At 72.9% G+C, this 19,337-nt stretch carries 16 protein-coding genes; 12 read left to right on the top strand and 4 right to left on the bottom strand.

All coding sequences use genetic code 11. From position 1 onward, the window contains the following. The first annotated feature begins 415 nt into the window (after positions 1 to 415). The 9 genes from ACWKZU_RS01765 to ACWKZU_RS01725 all read left to right on the top strand — a co-directional run bounded on the left by ACWKZU_RS01765 (position 416) and on the right by ACWKZU_RS01725 (position 10,767). A complete protein-coding gene (locus ACWKZU_RS01765; RefSeq protein ID WP_449280669.1) occupies positions 416 to 2,059 on the top strand; it encodes an anchored repeat ABC transporter, substrate-binding protein in 1,644 nt (547 codons plus the stop codon). Then, complete coding sequence (locus ACWKZU_RS01760; RefSeq protein ID WP_449280668.1) at positions 2,056 to 3,117, top strand: TIGR03773 family transporter-associated surface protein; 1,062 nt, start codon at positions 2,056 to 2,058, stop codon at positions 3,115 to 3,117. The genes ACWKZU_RS01765 and ACWKZU_RS01760 overlap by 4 nt, the downstream gene beginning before the upstream one ends. Then, a complete protein-coding gene (locus ACWKZU_RS01755; RefSeq protein ID WP_449280667.1) occupies positions 3,114 to 3,860 on the top strand; it encodes an anchored repeat-type ABC transporter ATP-binding subunit in 747 nt (248 codons plus the stop codon). Before ACWKZU_RS01760 ends, ACWKZU_RS01755 begins: the two co-directional genes overlap by 4 nt. Further along, positions 3,860 to 4,798: an anchored repeat-type ABC transporter permease subunit gene (locus tag ACWKZU_RS01750; protein WP_449280666.1), complete on the top strand. Its 939-nt coding sequence runs from the start codon at positions 3,860 to 3,862 to the stop codon at positions 4,796 to 4,798. The genes ACWKZU_RS01755 and ACWKZU_RS01750 overlap by 1 nt, the downstream gene beginning before the upstream one ends. Next, on the top strand, positions 4,795 to 7,602 hold the full coding sequence (locus ACWKZU_RS01745) for a choice-of-anchor M domain-containing protein (protein ID WP_449280665.1): 2,808 nt from the start codon (positions 4,795 to 4,797) through the stop codon (positions 7,600 to 7,602). The genes ACWKZU_RS01750 and ACWKZU_RS01745 overlap by 4 nt, the downstream gene beginning before the upstream one ends. Continuing rightward, positions 7,599 to 8,375: a lytic transglycosylase domain-containing protein gene (locus ACWKZU_RS01740; protein WP_449280664.1), complete on the top strand. Its 777-nt coding sequence runs from the start codon at positions 7,599 to 7,601 to the stop codon at positions 8,373 to 8,375. The genes ACWKZU_RS01745 and ACWKZU_RS01740 overlap by 4 nt, the downstream gene beginning before the upstream one ends. 84 nt (positions 8,376 to 8,459) lie before the next feature. Next, complete coding sequence (locus ACWKZU_RS01735) at positions 8,460 to 9,428, top strand: MerR family DNA-binding transcriptional regulator (RefSeq protein WP_449280663.1); 969 nt, start codon at positions 8,460 to 8,462, stop codon at positions 9,426 to 9,428. After that, positions 9,425 to 9,823 (top strand): antibiotic biosynthesis monooxygenase family protein, encoded by a 399-nt coding sequence (locus ACWKZU_RS01730; protein WP_449280662.1) that lies wholly within the window; start codon positions 9,425 to 9,427, stop codon positions 9,821 to 9,823. The genes ACWKZU_RS01735 and ACWKZU_RS01730 overlap by 4 nt, the downstream gene beginning before the upstream one ends. Positions 9,824 to 9,837: 14 nt before the next feature. Continuing rightward, a complete protein-coding gene (locus ACWKZU_RS01725; protein ID WP_449280671.1) occupies positions 9,838 to 10,767 on the top strand; it encodes a dihydrodipicolinate synthase family protein in 930 nt (309 codons plus the stop codon). Here ACWKZU_RS01725 and ACWKZU_RS01720 read toward each other — a convergent pair. The 4 genes from ACWKZU_RS01720 to ACWKZU_RS01705 all read right to left on the bottom strand — a co-directional run bounded on the left by ACWKZU_RS01720 (position 10,751) and on the right by ACWKZU_RS01705 (position 15,686). Then, a complete protein-coding gene (locus tag ACWKZU_RS01720; protein WP_449280661.1) occupies positions 10,751 to 11,884 on the bottom strand; it encodes a magnesium and cobalt transport protein CorA in 1,134 nt (377 codons plus the stop codon). The genes ACWKZU_RS01725 and ACWKZU_RS01720 overlap by 17 nt on opposite strands. A gap of 73 nt (positions 11,885 to 11,957) precedes the next feature. Continuing rightward, positions 11,958 to 12,857 carry a TIGR01777 family oxidoreductase gene (locus ACWKZU_RS01715; protein WP_449280660.1) on the bottom strand — a complete coding sequence of 300 codons (900 nt, stop codon included), beginning with the start codon at positions 12,855 to 12,857 and terminating at the stop codon, positions 11,958 to 11,960. 34 nt (positions 12,858 to 12,891) lie between these two features. Beyond that, on the bottom strand, positions 12,892 to 13,395 hold the full coding sequence (locus tag ACWKZU_RS01710) for a pyrimidine dimer DNA glycosylase/endonuclease V (RefSeq protein WP_449280659.1): 504 nt from the start codon (positions 13,393 to 13,395) through the stop codon (positions 12,892 to 12,894). Then, entirely contained in the window at positions 13,392 to 15,686 is a 2,295-nt protein-coding gene (locus tag ACWKZU_RS01705; protein ID WP_449280658.1) for an MMPL family transporter, read from the bottom strand. Before ACWKZU_RS01705 ends, ACWKZU_RS01710 begins: the two co-directional genes overlap by 4 nt. Positions 15,687 to 15,983: 297 nt before the next feature. Here ACWKZU_RS01705 and ACWKZU_RS01700 point away from each other — a divergent pair, with 297 nt between their 5' ends. From ACWKZU_RS01700 to ACWKZU_RS01690, 3 genes are all read left to right on the top strand, one after another. Then, positions 15,984 to 17,549, top strand: a complete 1,566-nt coding sequence (locus ACWKZU_RS01700) for a protein adenylyltransferase SelO (RefSeq protein ID WP_449280657.1) — start codon at positions 15,984 to 15,986, stop codon at positions 17,547 to 17,549. A gap of 275 nt (positions 17,550 to 17,824) precedes the next feature. Further along, positions 17,825 to 18,469 carry an SDR family oxidoreductase gene (locus ACWKZU_RS01695; RefSeq protein WP_449280656.1) on the top strand — a complete coding sequence of 215 codons (645 nt, stop codon included), beginning with the start codon at positions 17,825 to 17,827 and terminating at the stop codon, positions 18,467 to 18,469. Further along, a complete protein-coding gene (locus ACWKZU_RS01690; RefSeq protein ID WP_449280655.1) occupies positions 18,466 to 19,230 on the top strand; it encodes an SDR family oxidoreductase in 765 nt (254 codons plus the stop codon). Before ACWKZU_RS01695 ends, ACWKZU_RS01690 begins: the two co-directional genes overlap by 4 nt. Positions 19,231 to 19,337: the final 107 nt, after the last annotated feature.

The raw sequence follows: 19,337 nt of genomic DNA, 5'->3' as shown, positions 1-19,337 counted from the left end.
TTCTACAAGGAGATCGCCTGGATGTCGCAGAGCAAGTTGTCGACGGGTATCAAGCAGCCTTCGGGCAAGCCGGTGTACGCGCCGAAGAGCAATGTGACGCGTGAGGCGATGGCTGCGTTCCTCTACCGCGCAGCGAAGTAGTAGACCGCCGAGCGATCAGCCTGTTGAGCGACCCGAGCGCATCCGCTGGTTGAGCGAGCCGGAGGCGAGTCGAAACCCCATGGGCCGGGTTTCGACTCGCTCCCTCGCTCAACCGGCGTACTGACTGACGAGCGGAGCACCTCATCCGTCATCCTGCGACTGCACTCGCTGCACTCGCTGCACTCGCTCCGCGCAGGATGAGGATCGAGGCGCCCCCCAATATCCGCAAGCCGCACCACCGACTTCCGCCGGCCCCCACCACCGAAAGAAACCCGTGCACCGCAGAACCCGAACCATCCGGTCCGTCGCGACGGCCGCGCTCGCCGCGGTCGTGGCCGCCTCGCTCGTCGGCTGCGCACCGAGCGCGGCAGCGGAGGGCGACGAGCGCGTCCGGGTCGTCACGACGACCGGCATCCTCGCCGACCTCGTGCGCAACGTCGCCGGCGACCGGGCCGAGGTCGTGTCGCTCGTGCCCGAGGGCGGCGATCCGCACAGCTACGAGCCGTCGCTGCGCGACGTGCGCAACATCGTCTACGCCGACGCGGCCTTCTCCAACTACCTCATGCTCGAGGAGCAGAGCCTGATCAAGGCGCTCGACACCAACCTGCCCGACGGCGTGCCCAACGTAGCGCTCGCCGAGGAGGCCGTGAAGTACGCCGCCGAGATCATCCCGCTCGTCGAGGACGTCTCGCTCGACACGGTCTGGCTCGGCCTGCGGGTGCAGGGCCGCGGCGCCGAGTACGGCGCCGACCGCAGCTCCGACGTGATCCTCTCGGCCACCGGTGTCGAGGGACCGGGCGATCTGATCGCCTATCTCACCGGCAGCTTCGGCGATATCGACCGCTATTTCGACTCCTCCGACGGCTTCGGCCGGGCGAGGGGAGCCGCAGACGACTCGATCACGATCCCGCCGGACACCCACACGCATCTGAGCTGGGCCTTCACCGAACCCGGGTACTACACGCTCGACCTGCAGGGTGAACTGCAGGTCTCCCCGGAGCAGGCGCCGATCGGCATCGCGAGGGGCACGATCACCTTCGCCGTCGGGGTCGACCCGTATGCCGCTCCGGGCATGCGGGGCGCGGCGGTGCTCAACTCGGGCCATTCCGACGTGACGCTCGACCTCGACGCGCACGCGTTCACCGTCATCGTCGATCACGAGCACGGCACCGCCGAGGTGCACCAGGAGGAGCTGGATCCCACGGGCCTCGTGATCGAGGTGCCGAACAAGGCGCTGCACGAGATTCCCGGCGATCCCGCGTACCGATTCCTCGGCCGCCCCGGCGGGCGGATCCATCAGCTCCCGCAGGCGGTGCTCGGCAAGCACGTGCACGGCGAGATCGACCCGCACCTGTGGCAGAACGTGCGGAACGCGATGTCGTACGCCGAGAGCATCCGCGACACGCTCATCGAGGTGGACCCTGCGGGGGCGGACGAGTACCGTGCGAACACGATCGCCTACCTGCGCGAGCTCGAGGCGCTCGACGGGGAGGTGCGGGAGACGATCGCCGAGGTGCCGCGCGAGCGGCGCACGCTCGTCACGACCCACGACGCCTACGGCTATCTCGCCCGGGCCTACGCCCTCGACATCTCCGGCTTCGTGACCTCGAACCCCTCCGTGGAGCCCTCGCTCTCCGAGCGGAAGCGCCTGACGGAGACGATCCGCAACCTGCACGTGCCCGCCGTGTTCCTCGAGCCCAATCTCGCCGCGCGCTCCTCGACGCTCGTCGAGGTCGCGAAGGAGCAGGGCATCGAGGTCTGCGCCATCTACGGCGACGCATTCAGCGAGGAGGTCGACAGCTACCTCGAGATGATGCGCTTCAACGCGCGCTCCGTGCGCGACTGCCTCGGCGCAGTCGATCCCAACGGGCGCACGAGCGACGCGGACCGCACCGACGACAAGGAGAACGACGAATGACCGGCTTCCGACGCAGACTGCTCGGCGGTGCCGTCGCGGCAGTCGCCGCGCTGACGATCCTGCCCGCCTCGATCGCCGCAGCCGAGGGCGGGCCGCCCGAGGACGGGCTCGGCCAGGTGATCGACCCCGATCAGGCGCAGGGCACGGGGCGGATGGTGCTCGACGACGGGCACATCGACTTCGGGCCGACGCTGAACACGGGGGAGTGGATCGTGCAGATCCACGACGACACCGCTTCGCCCTCGTACTGGCGCATGCCGTCGGACGTGGTCGCGCAGGTGAACGACTCCTCGAAGCTCACGATCCCCGACGACGACGCCTACGCCTTCCTCGGGCTCGAACCCGGCTCCGAGGCCTGGGTGATCCCGCAGGTGCGCGAGCCGGGTGTCATCTGGGCGGGCTGGAACACGCAGGAGCCGAACGTGCTCGACTCGCTGAGCATGGGCACGACGCTCCGCATCCTGGGGGTGGACGGGCCCGGAGAGGTGTCCGTCTATCTGCAGAGCGGCAACTTCGGAGAGCCGGATCCGCTGTGGTCGACGCTCGATCCGTTCCCGCAGGAGAGCTGGATCGAGGTGAACACGCACACCCACGCGAACTGGGTGTTCAGCGAGCCGGGGGTGTATCTCGTGGAGCTGGAGTTCTCGGGTGAGCTGGTCGACGGGACGACGGTCTCGGCGCGGGATGCGCTGCGCTTCGCGGTCGGCGACGAGACCGACCCCGAGGCGGCGTTCGAGGCCGAGTTCGATGAGGCGGCGCTCGCGGAGGCGCCCGATGCGGAGACCGCGGCGGGCGACGGCGCGGAGGCGGCGGCCGGGAATGCCGCCACCGGGACGGAGGCCACCGGGCTGATCCTCGGGATCGTCGCGGGGGTCGTCGGGGCCGCGCTCGTCGTCGCCCTCGTCGTGCTGCTGATCGCCGCGCGCCGGGCGCGCACGCGTGCTCGCGCCGCCGCACGGCAGCGGGTCGCCGAGCGGCGCGGGGCGAGCGATCGCACGGGCGCCGGCGCGCGTGACGAGGGCGGCGAAGGTTCGGGCGACGAGGGAGGAGCGGCATGAGCGTGCTGGAGGTGCGGGACCTGTCGGTCCGTCTCGGCGGCCGGCGCGTGCTGCGCGACGTGGAGCTGACCGTCGACGCGGGCGAGTTCGTCGGTCTGATCGGGCCCAACGGGGCGGGCAAGACGACGCTGCTGCGCTCGATCCTCGGCATCGTGCCCACCGAGAGGGGCAGGATCCGGATCGAGGGCGGTGCCGCGGCCCGCGCGCGATCGCGGATCGGGTACGTCCCCCAGCGCCACGAGTTCGCCTGGGACTTCCCGATCACGGTCGAGGAGGTCGTGATGACCGGGCTCGTGCGCCGGATCGGCTGGCTCCGGCGGCCGCGGGTCGCGGACTACGAGGCCGTGATCGAAGCGGTCGCCAGGGTCGAGATGGATCATCTGGCCGCGCGCCCCGTCGGCGAGCTCTCCGGCGGCCAGCGGCAGCGGGTGCTCGTGGCGCGGGCGCTCGCCCTGCAGCCGCGGCTGCTCCTGCTCGACGAACCGTTCACGGGTCTCGACATGCCGACGCAGGAGCTGCTGCTCGACCTGTTCCGCGAGCTCGCCGACGAGGGCCGTGCCGTGGTGATGAGCACGCACGATCTCGCCGGGGCCATGCACCAGTGCTCCCGGCTCTGCCTGGTGAACCGCACCGTGATCGCCGACGCCGATCCGGGCGAGCTGCTCGAACCGGACATCTGGATGCGGGCGTTCGACGTCAAGGCCGACAACCCGATCCTGAAGGTGCTGGGGGTGGCGGCCTGATGCTCTCGCCCATCGACTTCATCACCGACCTGCTCAACCCGGATCTGCGCTTCCTGCCGAAGGCGCTCCTCGTGGCCATGATGTCGAGCGTCGTCTGCGGCGTGATCGGCACCTACGTGGTGCTGCGCGGCATGGCGTTCATCGGCGACGCCGTCGCGCACGCCGTGTTCCCCGGACTCGCGGTCGCCTTCGTGATCCAGGGCAATCTCGTGCTCGGAGGCGCGGTGGCCGGCGTGCTCACGGCGATCCTCGTCGCGATCTTCTCGCAGAACCGGCGCATCAAGGAGGACAGCGTGATCGGCGTCTTCTTCGTCGCCGCGTTCGCGCTCGGCATCGTCATCATCTCCCTCTCGCCGGGGTACTCGGGATCGCTGCAGCAGTTCCTCTTCGGCTCGATCACCGGCATCCCGGACGAGGACGTCATCACGGTCGCCGTCACGGGAGCGGTGCTGCTGCTCGTCGCATTCGCGCTGCACAAGGAGTTCGTGGCGGTGACCCTCGACCGGGAGATGGCCCGCTCCACCGGCCTGCCGGTGTTCGCCCTCGACCTGGCGCTGTACGTGATGGTGGCCGTGGCGATCGTGATCTCGATCCAGACCATCGGCAACATCCTCGTGCTCGCCCTGCTCATCACCCCGGCTGCGGCGGCGCGCGTGCTGACCGACCGGCTCGGCGTGATGATGCTCGTCGCGCCCGTCATCGGCGGCTGCTCGGCCCTCGTCGGGCTCTACATCTCGTGGAGCCTCGACCTGCCGGCCGGCGGCACCATCGTGCTGGTGGCGACGACCGTGTTCCTGCTGTCCTGGATCCTCGCGCCGCGCCACGGCCTGCTGATGAGGTTCCTGCGCGGCCGCGCGAAGCCGATCGAGGGCGAGGACGAGGAACTCGGCGGACCGCCCCGGGGCGCGGCGGTGCTGCGTGCGGAGGAGGCGTCATGAACCGCATCGACCGGCGCCGGCGATGGGCGGGACCACTGCGCGGGGCTGCGATCGCGGCGCTCCTCGCGCTGACGCTCGCACCGCTCGCCGCGACCCCCGCACTCGCGGAGGACCGGACCGGCACCGGCGCGGAGGTCTCCGGGGCGGCCGCCGGACACGACCCGGCCGGCTCCTCGGCAGGCGCGCCGGACGGAGCGTCCGGGGCCGTCGAGCAGCCGGGTTCGAACGGGGACGCCGGCGCCGATGCCGCACCCGGAGCCGACGGCGCCGAACCGGCCGGCGAGGCCGCCGGCGACACCGAGTCGCCCGGGGAGCCGGGGACCGGAACGGGTGCCGAACCCGGGAGCGGCACCGATGCGCCGGATCCGGACCCGGTGGGGGAAGCCGCGCCGACGACCGCGGAGCCGGCAGCCGCGGAGCCGGCCGCCGAAGCAGCCGCGGACCGAGCGGAGACGCCCGCCGGCGCGAGCGGGCAGGCCCGGGCCGCAGCGGCTCCGCTCGCCGGCCAGTCGGTCCAGCCGGCGCCGCCGAGCGCGCAGAAACGGGTGATCCGCAACGTCCACACGGACGCGGTCTCGGCCTACTACGAGTCCGGCGGACTCGTGCTGCAGAGCAAGGCCGACATCGATGGGGAACTCGGCAAACGCCTCGAGAGCCGCGCGACGCTCTTCCACCTGGTCGACAGCTCCGCGAGCCGTCAGCAGGTGCCGAGCGGCACGCAGTACGGCTTCATCGGCTCGCCCGGTTCGGACTTCTGGCTCGCCCCCCAGACGCAGAATCACGATCTCATCTGGCCGGGCTTCAGCACCGAGGATCCCGGACTGCGCAAGGTGCTGGAGGGCGGTTCGCTCAAGGTCCGGCTGCTGGAGGCCCGGGGGCCCGGCAGGGCCGAGCTGTACCTGCAGGAGTCGTTCGGGCCGAAGCGCGTCTTCAGCTCCTCGGCCCGCCTGCCGGACTGGTCGATCGGCGTTCCGCAGCACACGCACATGAACTGGGCCTTCACGAGGACCGGCACCTACACCCTCACCTTCGAGGTGGAGGCGTCCATCGGCGGGAGGACGCAGACGGCGCGGAACGACTACACGTTCGTGGTGGGCGACCTCGCGAGGCACACGCTCGCGACGACGACGAGCCTCGCGGCGGAGTACCGCGAGGTGCTGGACGGCCCCGACGCTGGCAAGGCCGTGCTCGGCGAGCCGGTGACGCTCACCGCGACGGTCGGGACGGCGGACCCGGCGCGGCCCGCCGTCGGCGCGGTGCAGTTCCGCGACGACACGAGCGGCACGGTGCTGGGTCATACGCCGCTGAGCGGTGACGGCACCGCCCGCTTCCGCACGTCGGAGCTGCCCTCGGGCGAGCACCGCGTCGTCGCGGAGTTCGTGCCGAGCTGGAGCAACGACTTCGCGGCGTCGGAGTCGGAGGAGACGGTGCTCGACGTCAGCGGCGAGGCGAAGACGCGACCCCGCCAGAACGACACCGCGCCGGCCACCGACGCGCAGCTGGGAAGGCTGCAGAGCGGCGTCGGCGTGCGGGTGACGAGCGCGAAGAAGACCGTTCAGGCCGGCGCACTCCTCACCGCCCGCACGACGAAGCAGGAGCTGCGCGGCGACTGGGTCTCCGTGTGGCTGCACGCGGCGAAGCCGGTGTGGCTGGGGTGGGTGCGCACGACGACCGGCGGCGACTTCAGCGCGACCGTGCCGAGCGGCACGGCGGCGGGCGAGCAGCGGCTCGTGCTGAAGGATCGCGAGGGCGTGCTGATCGGCTGGGACGCGCTCACCGTCACGAAGGCGGCGAGTGGCGGCGGGAACAGTTCTGGCGGCGGTGGTGGCACCACGACCGCGCCGCCCCCGTCTGCTCCCAGGGCGCCGACGCAGCACTGCACTCCCGAGGTCACGCTCGATCACGGGCACGCGGACATCTTCAACGTGTCGGCGGGCGGCGGCCAGGCCGTGCTCCAGATCAAGGAGGACGTGACGGGGTCCCAGGTGATCCGCGAGGCCGAGAGCGTGCTGCTGCGGGTCAAGGAAGCGGCCTACGGGCCGATCCCGGCCGGCATCTCCGGCGCGCCCGGTCGCGGCTACATGCTGCCCCTCACGATGGATCCGAACCTCCTCTGGCCCGGGTGGGACACCAACCGCACCTCCGCGAGCGGATACAGCGACGTCTCCATCCACATCACCGCGGTCGACGGCCCGGGGCGGGTGCTCATGGCGACCCAGGGATCGTTCGGCGAGTGGACCCCGATCCTCACGAACGGATACGCGCTCCCCGGCACGCTGCACGAACCGTCGCCCGCGCACACCCACGCCGCGTGGGTGTTCTCCCAGAAGGGCGTCTACACGCTCACCGCCCACGCCGTCGCGACGAACCCGGGCGACGGCCGGTCGCTCACCACGGCGCCCCACACCTACGTGTTCCAGGTCGGCGACGTAGCGCTCGGAGACGTGTTCTGCGATGTGCGCGTGAACCCGGACGCCGCGGCCGCGGGCGCGGCGGTCGGGGCCGCGGTGCGGGCCGCCGGGGCGCACGCCGTGGCGGCGTCGCAGGCCGAGAGCGCTTCGCGGTCGAAGAGCGGGAAGCGCGCCGGTGGCGGTGCGCGAGCGGCGCTCGCGGGCGACGAGCGCCGTGCGGCCCGGGAGGGCGGCGCGGGGCTCGACGCGCTCCTCGCGACCGAGATGCATCCGGCGGCCATAGCGGGTATCGTCGGCGGTGGGGCATTGATGCTCGGCGGGATCATCGGCGGGGCCATCTGGGGCGTGCGCCGGATCGGCGATATCGGGGCACCGGGAGGAACACGGGCATGAGCGGAGGTCGGCGCGGAGACGTCTGGCTGCTCTTCGCGTCCATCGGCGTCGGGATCCTGGGCGTCGTCGCGGTCGCGGTGGCGCTGCTCTTCGGCAGCGGAGTGGTCGCACCGACCGCGGTGGAGGCCGCGCCCCGCGCGCCGAGCGCCCTTCCCGAGGCTCCTCGCGCCGCCCTCGAGCCCGGGGCGGAGGCCTCGGACGAGCCGGGGCTCGCCGTGGATCCCGTCTGGCTGGCCGACATGTCGGCGCGCACCGGCATCGGCGAGCGCGCGCTCGCCGCGTACGCCGAGACCGCGAGCCGCATGGCGGTCGAGCAGCCGGAGTGCGGGATCGGCTGGAACACGCTCGCCGGAATCGGCTTCGTGGAGTCGGAGCACGGCACCATCGACGGAAGCGTGCTCGCCGACAACGGACGAGCGGCGCCGCCGATCCGCGGGATCGCGCTCGACGGCACCCGCACGATGGCGATCCCCGACACCGACGGCGGCGAGCTCGACGGCGACACCGTGTGGGACCGGGCGGTGGGGCCGATGCAGTTCATCCCGTCGACCTGGGCGGAGTGGGGCAGCGACGGCGACGGCGACGGCATCGTCGACCCGCAGGACATCGACGACGCGGTGTACTCCGCCGCCCGCTACCTCTGCGGGATCGGCGGGGACCTGCGCGATCCCGGCAGCTGGATCGCGGCGGTCGCCGCCTACAACGACACGGTGGAGTACAACAACCGGGTGGCCGAGGCCGCCGACCACTACGCCCGGCTCGCCGAGGGCTAGGGAGCGGTCGCGGGGCCGGCTTCGGGCCGCACGGCTTGACCCTGCCCCTCGGGGGAGGGTCTACCGTGGGAGCGGAGGTGGAACATGCGCATCGGAGAGCTCGCGAGACGCGCAGGGGTCTCGGTCAAGGCCGTTCGCTACTACGAGCGGATCGGCCTGATCGAGGCGTACCGCGAACCGAACGGCTACCGGGACTTCGCGGAGCGGCACGTGCGGGCGGTGCGGGAGATCCGAGAGCTCGGCGAGCTGGGCATCGCGCCGGGGCGGGCCGCGCCCTTCGTGGAGTGCCTGGAGGCGGGCCACGAGCACGGCGACGAGTGCGTCAGCTCGCTCGCGGTGTACCGGGACGCGATCGCGGAGCTCGACCGCGCGATCGACGCTCTGAGCGCGCGGAGGAGCGAACTGCGGCGCAGGCTCGATGCGGGCGCGTCGAGCGGCTTCCCGCGGGAGGACGGGACGGAGGATGCGCCGGTGGCCGACTACACGATCCTGCCGGAGGGCCTGCCGGTTCCCGTGGACGACGGTGCCGCCGAGCATCTTCCGGGCCTCGCCGTGCCGGCGCTCGAGCTGCCGACGAGCGACGGGCGCGCGGTGCGCCTCGACGCGCTCGGCGCCGGCCGCACCGTCATCTACCTCTACCCGCTGACGGGTCGCCCGGGCGTCGACCTGCCGGAGGGGTGGGATGGCATCCCCGGTGCGCGGGGATGCTCCACCGAGGCCTGCGACTTCCGCGATCATTTCGAGCAGCTCCGCGGTGCCGGCGCGGCGCGCGTGTACGGCTTCTCCAGCCAGTCCCCCGGGTACCAGCGCGAGGTGGCGGATCGGCTGCGGCTGCCGTTCGCGATGATCTCGGACGAACGGCTGGCGCTCGCCGACCGCCTTCGGCTGCCGACCTTCGCGGCTCCGGGGCACGACCGCCTCTACACCAGGCTCACGCTGATCGTCGCCGACGGCCGGATCGAGCATGTGTTCTACCCGATCTTCCCGCCCGACACCCACGCGCAGCAGGTGCTGGCCTGGCTCGAGGCCCACCCGGGAGAGGAGACGCCGTGAACGCGGAACCGGAGAACGGCGCCCCGAGGCGCGGCCGTTCGGAGGACGACGCTCCGAGATACAGCTCGACCTTCATCTTCGAGGTGGGGGAGCTCGACGAGGAGTTCCACCGGATCGACGGGGAGATCGCCGAGCGGGCGCGCCGGATCCCGGGCTTCCTCGGTGAGGAGGCGTGGCACAACGCGGAGACCGGGCTGCACGCCGAGGTCTACTACTGGTCGGGCCTCGAGTCGCTGCAGCAGCTCATAGCCATGGACACGCACCGGCTGGCGAAGAGCCGGTACGGGGAGTGGCTGGGCGAGTACCGCGTGGTCATCTCGGAGGTGCGCTCGGTCTACGGCAGCCCGGCTCTCGGGCTCGAGCACGTTCCCGATCCCGCCCCGGCGAGCGAGTGACCGCCGTGACTTCCGTGTTCACCGGCCTCAGCGCGTTCCCGCTCACCCCGCTCGCCGACGACCGTCTCGACGAGCGGGCGTTCGCCGGCATCGTCGAGCGCCTCGCCGCCTCGGGCGTCGACTCCATCACCGCGCTCGGGTCGACCGGGTGCGCAGCCTATCTCACGGCCGGGGAGCGGGCGCGCGCCGCCCGGCTCGCGGTGCGGCATGCGGGCGACGTCCCCGTGTTCGTGGGAGTGAGCGCGCTGCGCACCTCGCAGGTGCTCGAGCACGTGGGCGACGCCGAGGCCGCCGGTGCCCGCGGCCTGCTGCTCGCGCCCGTGACCTACCAGCCGCTCACCGAGGACGACGTGCTCGGGCTGTTCCGCGCGGTGACCGAGCGCACGGAGCTGCCGGTGATCGTCTACGACAACCCGGGCACGACGCACTTCGCGTTCACCACCGAGCTCTACGGGCGCATCGCCCGTCTCCCCGGCATCGCCTCGATCAAGATCCCGGGCGTGCCGGGGGATCCCGGGGCGGCCCGGGATCGCGTCGCCGCCATCCGGGCGGCGGTGCCCGGGCACGTCACGGTCGGGGTCTCGGGCGACGCCTCCGCGGCCGCGGGCCTGAACGCCGGGTGCGACGCCTGGTACTCGGTGATCGGGGGCACGCTGCCCGAGCCGGCGCTGCGCATCGCGCGCGCCGCGCGGGAGGGCCGCGCGGCCGAAGCGCGAGCGGAGTCGGATCGCCTGGCCCCGCTGTGGGAGCTCTTCGCGGAGTGCGGCGGCAGCCTGCGGGTGGTCGCCGCGATCGCGGAGCGGCTCGGCATCGCCCCGCCGCGGTGCCTGCCGCTGCCGATCCGGGGTCTCGACGAGGCCCGGCGCGACCGCGTCGCGGAGGTGGTGGAGTCGCTGGAGCTCGCGGGCCGATCCGGAGGGGACCCGGCTACATCCACTTCTTGAGCTTGAACACCACGTACAGCAGCGCGGCGAAGCCGATCATCGCGCCCACGGCCAGGGGATACCCGAATCTCCAGCCCAGTTCGGGCATGAGATCGAAGTTCATCCCGTAGACCGCGGCGACGAGCGTCGGAGCGAAGAGGATCGCCGCCCAGCCCGAGATCTTCTTCATGTCCTCGTTCTGGCGCTGCGCCACCAGGGTCGCGTTGACGTTGAGGATCTGCGAGAGGGCGTCGCGCAGCTCCACGGTCTCGGTGACGACACGCGTCAGGTGGTCGGAGACATCCTGCAGATAGGCCTGCAGCGGGTCGGGGATGCCGTACTTGTCGGCTCCCTGCTGCAGCTTGTGCAGCACACGGGTGAGCGCCGTGGTGGCGTGCAGCACGTCGATCACCTCCTGACTCAGGTGGTAGATGCGCTCGGCGGCCGCGGCGTCGCCGCTGAACACCTGCCGCTCGATCTGCTCCTTATCGGTCTGCACGCCGTCGAGCACGGGGAAGTAGCCGTCCACGATCGCATCGAGCAACTGGTAGACCATCGCTTCCGGACCGAGCCGCAGCAACTGCTCGTTCTCGAGCAGTGGCGCCCCGCTGCCGAGCGGGGCGTTGCGCGACCGATCGGAGCCCGCGGTGATCTCGGTGCCGTCGAGCTCGGTGCCGTCGATCAGGCGCCCGTCCTGGCAGACGATCACGAGGGCCCGCGGACGCACCAGCAGGTGGAACTCGCTGAACTCGACCTCCTCGGCCTCGTCGATGTACCGGGCCGACCGCAGCACCAGGAACAGCGTGTCGCCGTAGCGCTCGAGCTTGGGTCGCTGACCGGCGTGCAGCAGGTCCTCGACGAGCAGGGGGTGCAGCTGCCAGGCCGAGGCGAGTTCGGCGATGTTCTCGGGGGTCGGCCGGGGCACGACCGTGAGGGCCATGCGGTCGGCGTCCGAGTCCGCGAACGCGAGCGCCTCGGCGAATCCCGTCTCGGTCGAGAGCTGCTGCGGCCTTCCGTCGACGATGCGGCGGGTGAGGATCGACACGCGACCGCCCGACTGCACCATGGCGCTCCGCCCGGTGCCGCCTCCCGCGGCGCGACCTCCGCGCCGTGCGCCGTGCTGCGCGTGCTGTGCCATGTCTCCGCCTCCCGTCGAGCCGTTGGCAGTGTATCCCAGTGCGCGGCGGTGACTGCGCCACCGCCGGCCGCGGCTATTCGGCGAGCGCCGCCTCGATCGCCTGCGGGGCGGTGCGGTGCTCGAACGCGAAGCCAGTGCGCTCCAGCACCGCCGGCCGCACGCGCGCGTCGGCGAGCAGCAGGGAGTCCGCCGCGTCGCGACCGAGTCCCAGCCGCAGGGCCGGGGCGGGGGCGGGAAGCAGGAAGGGCCGGTGCATACGGCGCGCCAGCTCCCGGCCGATCTCCGAGGCCGAGGCGAGGGCCGGGCCCGTGAGGTTCACGGCTCCCTCGACGTCGGAGTCGATGAGGTGGCGGATCGCGCGCACCTCGTCGTCGAGCGAGATCCACGGCCAGATCTGCGTGCCGCGTCCCAGCGGACCGCTCAGACCGAAGCGGGTGAGCGCGAGCAGCGGCTTCAGCACACCGCGGCGGTGCAGCAGGGGGGCGGTGCGGAGGTGCACGACCCGCGAGCCGGGCCCGGCGGCCGCGGCCTCGCGCTCCCACTCCACGCAGAGGCCGGCCAGGAACGTGCGGCCCGGATCGCTCGACTCGTCGAGATCCTCGCCCGGGCGGTCGCCGTAGTAGCCGACGGCGGAGGCGCACAGGAACGCGGGCGGGTCCGAGCCGAGCTCGCGCAGCGCGGCGGCGAGGGTGCGCGTCGGGATCAGGCGCGACTCGCGCAGCTCCTCGCGGTACGCGCGCGTCCAGGGCAGCCGCCCGATGCTCGCCCCGTTGAGGCAGACGACGGCGTCCGCCCCCGCAAGCACGCCCGGGTCGAGCGGGCGGTCGTCGGTGAGCCACTCCACCTCGTGCGCGGCGCGCGGAGGGCGCCGCACCAGGTGCACGACCTCGATGCCGTCGGACCGCAGGGACCACGTGAGCGCCCCGCCGATCAGGCCGGACCCGCCGGCGATCACCACTCGTCTGCCGTTCATCACTCTGCCTCCCTCGTCTTCGGGCCGCCGCGCGCTACGGCCGCTCCCACGGTTCGATGCCTCCCCGCACCACCCGGAAGATCGGGTGCGCGGTCGGCGCGGCGGCCTCCCAGCGGGCCGCGTACTCCGGGCTGCGCTCGCGGAGCTTGCGCCCGAGATGCTGCCACTCGAAGTCGAGCTGGCCCTGCGAGACGGGGATCCGCGGCACGACGAGCGGGTGAGCCTCGTCCGACGGCGCCGGGGTGTCGGGCGGCGCGGAAGAGGCGTCCTCCCCGGCTCCCCGGATGGAAGCCGGATGCAGGATCCGCGAGGCGTCGAAGCGGTAGCCGCGATCCCCGGCCTCGTCGGCGACCACCCGCAGATAGGCCCCGACCGTGCCGAGGGGGCCGGGCTGCGCCCGCAAGCGCTCGAGCTGCGGGTGGTTGCGGTATCCCTTCGTGCGCCCGGCCAGCACGGCTTGCGCGAGCAGCGTCTCCCGCCAGCAGGCGAGCAGACCCATGCGGTCCAGATGCGACGGGTGCAGCGACCAGATCCTCACGGGCGCACCTCCTCCTGCGACTCGGAGGCCGCGTGGCGACCGTGGGCGACGGGATCCGCAACCGCATCCGGCGCGCGGGCGGTCCCGGGATCGGCAGCCCCGGAACCCCCGTCCTCGCGCCACAGCCGCGACGGCCACCAGATCGCCCGGCCGATATCGGTCGCGAGCGCCGGCACGAGCAGCGAGCGCACCACGAAGGTGTCGAGCAGCACGCCGAACGCCACGATGAACGCGATCTGCACCAGGAACAGGATGGGGATCACCGAGAGCGCGGCGAAGGTCGCGGCGAGCACCAGCCCCGCCGAGGTGATGACCCCGCCCGTGATGGCCAGCCCGCGCTGGATCCCCTCGCGCGTGCCGTGCCGCTTCGTCTCCTCGCGCACGCGGGTCATGAGGAAGATGTTGTAGTCGATGCCCAGCGCGACCAGGAACACGAAGCCGTAGAGCGGCACAGCGGGATCGGCGCCGGGGAACCGGAAGACGCCGTTGAACACGAGCGCCGCGACGCCGAGCGCGGTGCCGAACGACAGCACGGTGGTGGCGACCAGCAGCACCGGCGCGAGGATCGAGCGCAGCAGCAGCATCAGGATCACGAGGATCACGGCGAGCACGAGCGGGATGATGAGCGTGCGATCGTGGATCGACGCCTGATTCGTGTCGACGGCCGTGGCCGTGACGCCGCCGATGAGCGCGCCCGTCGCGTCCAGCTCGTCGCGCAGGCTCACGACCGTCTCGGCCGCGGCATCCGAGTCCGCGGCGTCCGCGAGCGTGGCCTGCAGCAGCACCTTGCCGTCGCTGACGGTCGGCTCGGGCGGTGGAGTGCCCGGCGGGCCGAACGCCTGGATGCCGTCCTCGGTCACCGGCGCGGCACCGCTCGGCGAGTCGGCGCTCGTCACCGAGATGCTCTCCACGCCGTCGTGGCCGAGCAGCGCGTCGGCGGTCGGCTGCAGCCGCTCCTCGTCGACGAGCACGTACGCGGGGCTGCCCGATCCGCCGGGGAAGTGCTCGCCGAGGATCGCCTGGCCGTCGCGCGCCTCCGACGCGCCCAGCACCAGATCCGACTGCGGCACCCCCTGCGCCTGCAGCTGCGGCACCGCGGCCGCCCCGAGCGCGAGCGCGAGGGCGGTGACGATCCAGACCGGACGCGCGCGGCGGCGCACGAAGCGGGCGATCCGCGGCCAGATCCCGCGACTCGGCATGCCCTGCTCGGCCCGCACCGCCTCCGGCTCGTACGCCGGTCGCCGCGGCCAGTAGGCGGCGCGGCCGAACACGAAGAGCAGCGCGGGCAGCAGGGTCAGCGCCGACAGCATCGCGAAGACGATCCCGATCGATGCGACCGGCCCGAGCGTGCTGTTCGACTTGAGGTCGCTGAGGAGCAGGCAGAGCAGGCCGGCGATCACCGTGCCGCCGGAGGCGAGGATCGGCTCGACGGAGCCCCTCACCGCCGCGAGGATCGCCGCGCCCCGATCCCGGGACACCCGCAGCTCCTCCCGGAATCGTGCGACGAGCAGCAGCGAGTAGTCGGTGGCGGCGCCGATCACGAGGATGAAGAGGATCCCCTGGGTCTGGCCGCTGAGCAGCAGCACCCCGGCATCGGCGAGGTGCCACACCACGAGCAGCGCGGTGCAGAGGGCGAAGAGGCTCGTGCCGAGCACCACGAGCGGCAGCAGGAACGAGCGGTAGACGATCACCAGGATCACGAGCACCGCGAGCAGCGCCACGAGCAGCAGGATGCCGTCGATCCCGGCGAAGCCGGCCACGAGGTCCGCCGTGAAGCCGGCCGGCCCGGTGACGTGCACGGAGACGCCGTCCGGAGCCTCCGCGCGCAGCGCCTCCCCGAGCGCCTCGACGGCGTCGGAGACGTCGGCCTCGGACTCGATCGGCACGAACGCCTGCGCCGCCCGTCCGTCCTCGGAGGGGATGAGGGGGGAGACCGCCTCGCCGACGCCCTCGACCGTCGCCGCCTGCCCGAGGGCGTCGTCGAGTGCGGCCAGGCGCTCGTCGCCGAGCTCGCCCTCGGCCGAGAAGACCACGACGGCGGGGATGCTGTCGTCGCCGAGGAAGCCGCCGAGGGCCTCCCGCACCTCGGTCGCCTCCGCGGACTCGGGCAGGTACGACGTCTGATCGTTGGAGGAGACCTCGTCCACTTTGCCGAAGAGCGGACCGCCCATGCCGGCCGCGACGAGCCAGACGAGGATGAGCACCGCCGGCAGCAGGGCGCGCAGCCAGCGCCGGCCCGCGGTGCGCGGCGCCGGGTCTCCGTCGGAGTGGTTCCCGCCATCGCCGCCCATCGGCACCTCCCGTCCGTCCCGCTCAGCCTATCCTGGCGGCCCGCGCCGAGGGCGCGTGGGCGCTGCGCGGTCCGCGAGGCCGAAACCGAGCCGATCTTGCGGGACCGAGGCCTGCAGCGCCGATGTTTCGTGCGGGCTCGCACATCGGGCTCGGGCTCGGGCTCGAGCACGGGCGCGGCTCGAGCACCGGGCTCGGGTTCGAGTACGGCACCGGACCCGAGCTCGGGACGGATCCCGACCGGGGGCCGGCGGGCTCAAGCTGAGTGCTCGCGGAGGCGGGCGGCGTAGCCTCGGGGCATGGCCTCCCGTACAACCGATACCGAGCTCCTGCTCGGCGACGCATTCGCCCGCGCGCTGCCCGAGCTCGCGGTGCCCTGGACGTCGATGCGGCCCGAGGACCCGGCGATCCTCGCCCTGAACGAACCGCTGGCGCACGAACTCGGCCTCGATCCCTCGTGGCTGCGCGAGGAGCGCGGCGTGCGCCTCCTCCTGGGCAACGAGCTGCCGGAGGGCGCGGCTCCCGTGGCGCAGGCCTATGCGGGGCACCAGTTCGGCGCGTACGTGCCGCGCCTCGGGGACGGGAGGGCGCTGCTGCTCGGCGAGATCGCGGACGCCCGCGGACGGCCGCGCGACCTCCACCTGAAGGGTTCGGGGCGCACCCCCTTCGCGCGCGGCGCAGACGGCTTCGCGGCGGTCGGGCCGATGCTGCGGGAGTACCTGATGGGCGAGGCGATGCACGCGCTCGGCATCCCCACGACCCGCGCGTTGGCCGTCGTGGGCACGGGGCGGCGCGTGCTGCGCGACGACTCCCTCGACGCGCTGCCGGGCGCGGTGCTGGTGCGCGCGGCGAGCAGCCACCTGCGCGTCGGCAGCTTCCAGTACGCGCGATCCCTCGGCGACATCGGGGTGCTGCGCCGCCTCGCGGACTTCGCCATCGAGCGCCACTACCCGGAGCTCGCGCGGAGCGAGGCGCCCTACCTGGGGCTGCTCGAGGCGGTGATCGCGGCCCAGGCACGCCTCGTCGCCTCGTGGATGCTCGTGGGCTTCGTGCACGGCGTCATGAACACCGACAACACGACGATCTCGGGCGAGACCATCGACTACGGGCCGTGCGCGTTCATGGACGCCTACGACCCCGCGACCGTGTTCAGCTCGATCGACCATCGCGGCCGCTACGCCTACGGCAATCAGCCCGGGATCATGCTGTGGAACCTGACCCGTTTCGCGGAGGCGCTGCTGCCGCTCCTGGACGGCGGTGCGGCGGGGGACGGCGCTGTCGGGTCCGGCGATGGGAGAGCCGGTGCGGCGGGGACCGGGACGGCCGGAGCCGGGGATCCCGAGGCGGCGAAGCAGCTCGCCCTCGGCGCGCTCGACGGATTCGCCGCGCACTACGGCGAGGCCTGGGCCGACGGGATGCGGGCGAAGCTCGGCATCGTCGCGGTCCAGGCCTCGCGCCGGCCGGTCGACGACGAGACGCTCGCCCGGCTGAGCTCGGGACTGCTGCAGGAGCTGCAGGCGCACGGGATCGACTACACGACCGCGTTCCGGGCGCTCGGCGAGGCGGCAGGCGGGCGCGAGACCGCCTATCGGGCTCTCTCGGGCGGCGACCCCGGCGCGTGGTTCGCGGAGTGGCTGGCGCTGGCGCCCGACGCCGAGGCGATGAACGCCGTGAACCCGGTCTACATCCCCCGCAACCACCTCGTCGACGAGGCGCTCGCCGCTGCGACGGACGGGGATCTCGGGCCGTTCGAGCGCGCGCTCGACGCGGTGGCGCGCCCATTCGCGCTGCGCGAGGGCCTCGAGCGCTACGAGCGCCCGGCGCCACCCGGATCCAGCCGGCACATCACCTACTGCGGCACGTAGGCTTGCGGATCCGGTTCCCCGGGGATTCGAGGGCGCAGGTCGGGGGGGGGGAGCCCGGTCCCGCGGGGGCGCAGCTCCCGAGGAGCCCGGTCCCGCGGGGGCGCAGGTCCGGGGGCGCAGATCTTCGGGAATACCGCTCCGAGCTCTCCACCTCCGGGAAGACCGCGCGAGTGGCGGACAACGCGGCTGAATCCGGGGGATTCCCCTCGAAATCCGCCCCTCGCGGTGGCGCTCCGACCCGGGACTTCCGGCCGCCGCGCGCGTAGGGTGGAGGCATGGCACGGATCATCATCTTCGGGGGACACGGCAAGATCGCACTGCTGACGGAGCCGCTGCTGGCGGAACGCGGCGACGAGGTCACGGCGGTGATCCGCAATCCGGATCACGCCGCGGAGGTGCGCGCGGCAGGCGCCCGCCCGCTGGTCGCGGACGTCGAGCGGCTCGACGCGGAGGGGATCGCGGATCTGATCCGCGGGCACGACGCGGTGGTCTGGTCGGCGGGCGCCGGCGGCGGCGATCCCGAGCGCACGCGCGCCGTCGACCGCGACGCGGCGATCCGCTCGATGGAGGCCGCCCGGCTGGCGGGCGTGCGCCGGTACGTGATGGTGTCCTACTTCCGCTCGTCACCCGAGCACGGGGTGGATCCGCAGCACCCGTTCTTCCACTACGCCGAGGCGAAGGCCGCAGCCGACGAGCACCTGCGCGCCACTGATCTCGAGTGGACGGTGCTCGGTCCGAGCACCCTGACCCTCGACCCGCCGAGCGGCCGGATCGACGCCGAGGCCGCCGAGTCGGGCCGGGTGTCTCGCGGCAACGTGGCGCGCGTCGTCGCGGCGACGCTCGCCGACGACGGCACGATCCGGCGCACGATCCGCTTCAACGACGGCGAGCGGCCCATCGCAGAGGCGCTGGCGCGATGAGCCGGGAGACGGCGACCCGCGCGGCGATCGTCACGGGGTCCGCGCGCGGGCTCGGCCGCGCGATCGCGCTCGAGCTGGCGCGGCGGGGCGAGCCGGTGGCGCTCTTCGACCGGGACGCCGAGGGCGCGGCGGAAACCGCGCGGCTGGTGCGCGAGAGCGGGGGAGCGGCCGAGTCCTTCGCCGTCGACGTGAGCGACGAGTCGAGCGTGCGCGCGGGCGTGGCCGGCGCGGCCGAGCGCCTCGGGCCGCCGCTGATCCTCGTCAACAACGCCGGCGTGCTGCGCGACGACCTGCTGTTCAAGATGACCGTGCAGAGCTGGGACACGATCATGGATGTGCACCTCAAGGGGGCGTTCCTGATGAGCCGCGAGGCGCAGGCGCACATGGTCGATCACCGCTGGGGCCGCATCGTCAACATCTCGAGCACCTCGGCCCTCGGCAACGCCGGCCAGGCCAACTACGCCACCGCGAAGGCCGGGATCCAGGGCTTCACGAAGACGCTGGCCCTCGAACTGGGCCGGTTCGGGATCACGGCCAACGCGGTCGCCCCCGGTTTCACGGCGACCGACATGACGCGGTCGGTGGCCGAGCGGCTGGGGATCGGCTTCGACGAGCTCGTGGAGCGCGAGGCCGCGGCGACCGCCGTGCGCCGGGTGGGGACTCCCGAGGACATCGCGAACGCCGTGGCGTTCTTCGCCTCGGAGGCGAGCGGCTTCGTCTCGGGGCAGGTGCTCTACGTCGCGGGAGGCCCGCGCGGCTGATCCCACCCCGCACCCGCACGCGGACATGCACGAGCGGGCACGGCGGGTCCGTTCGGGACCCGGATCGGGTCCGTTCGGTGCGCGGGGGACGAGGCCGCGCTGCCGCG

The sequence above is a fragment of the Leucobacter sp. genome, assembly GCF_053528595.1.
This window is presented reverse-complemented; position numbering and strand designations above follow the sequence as displayed.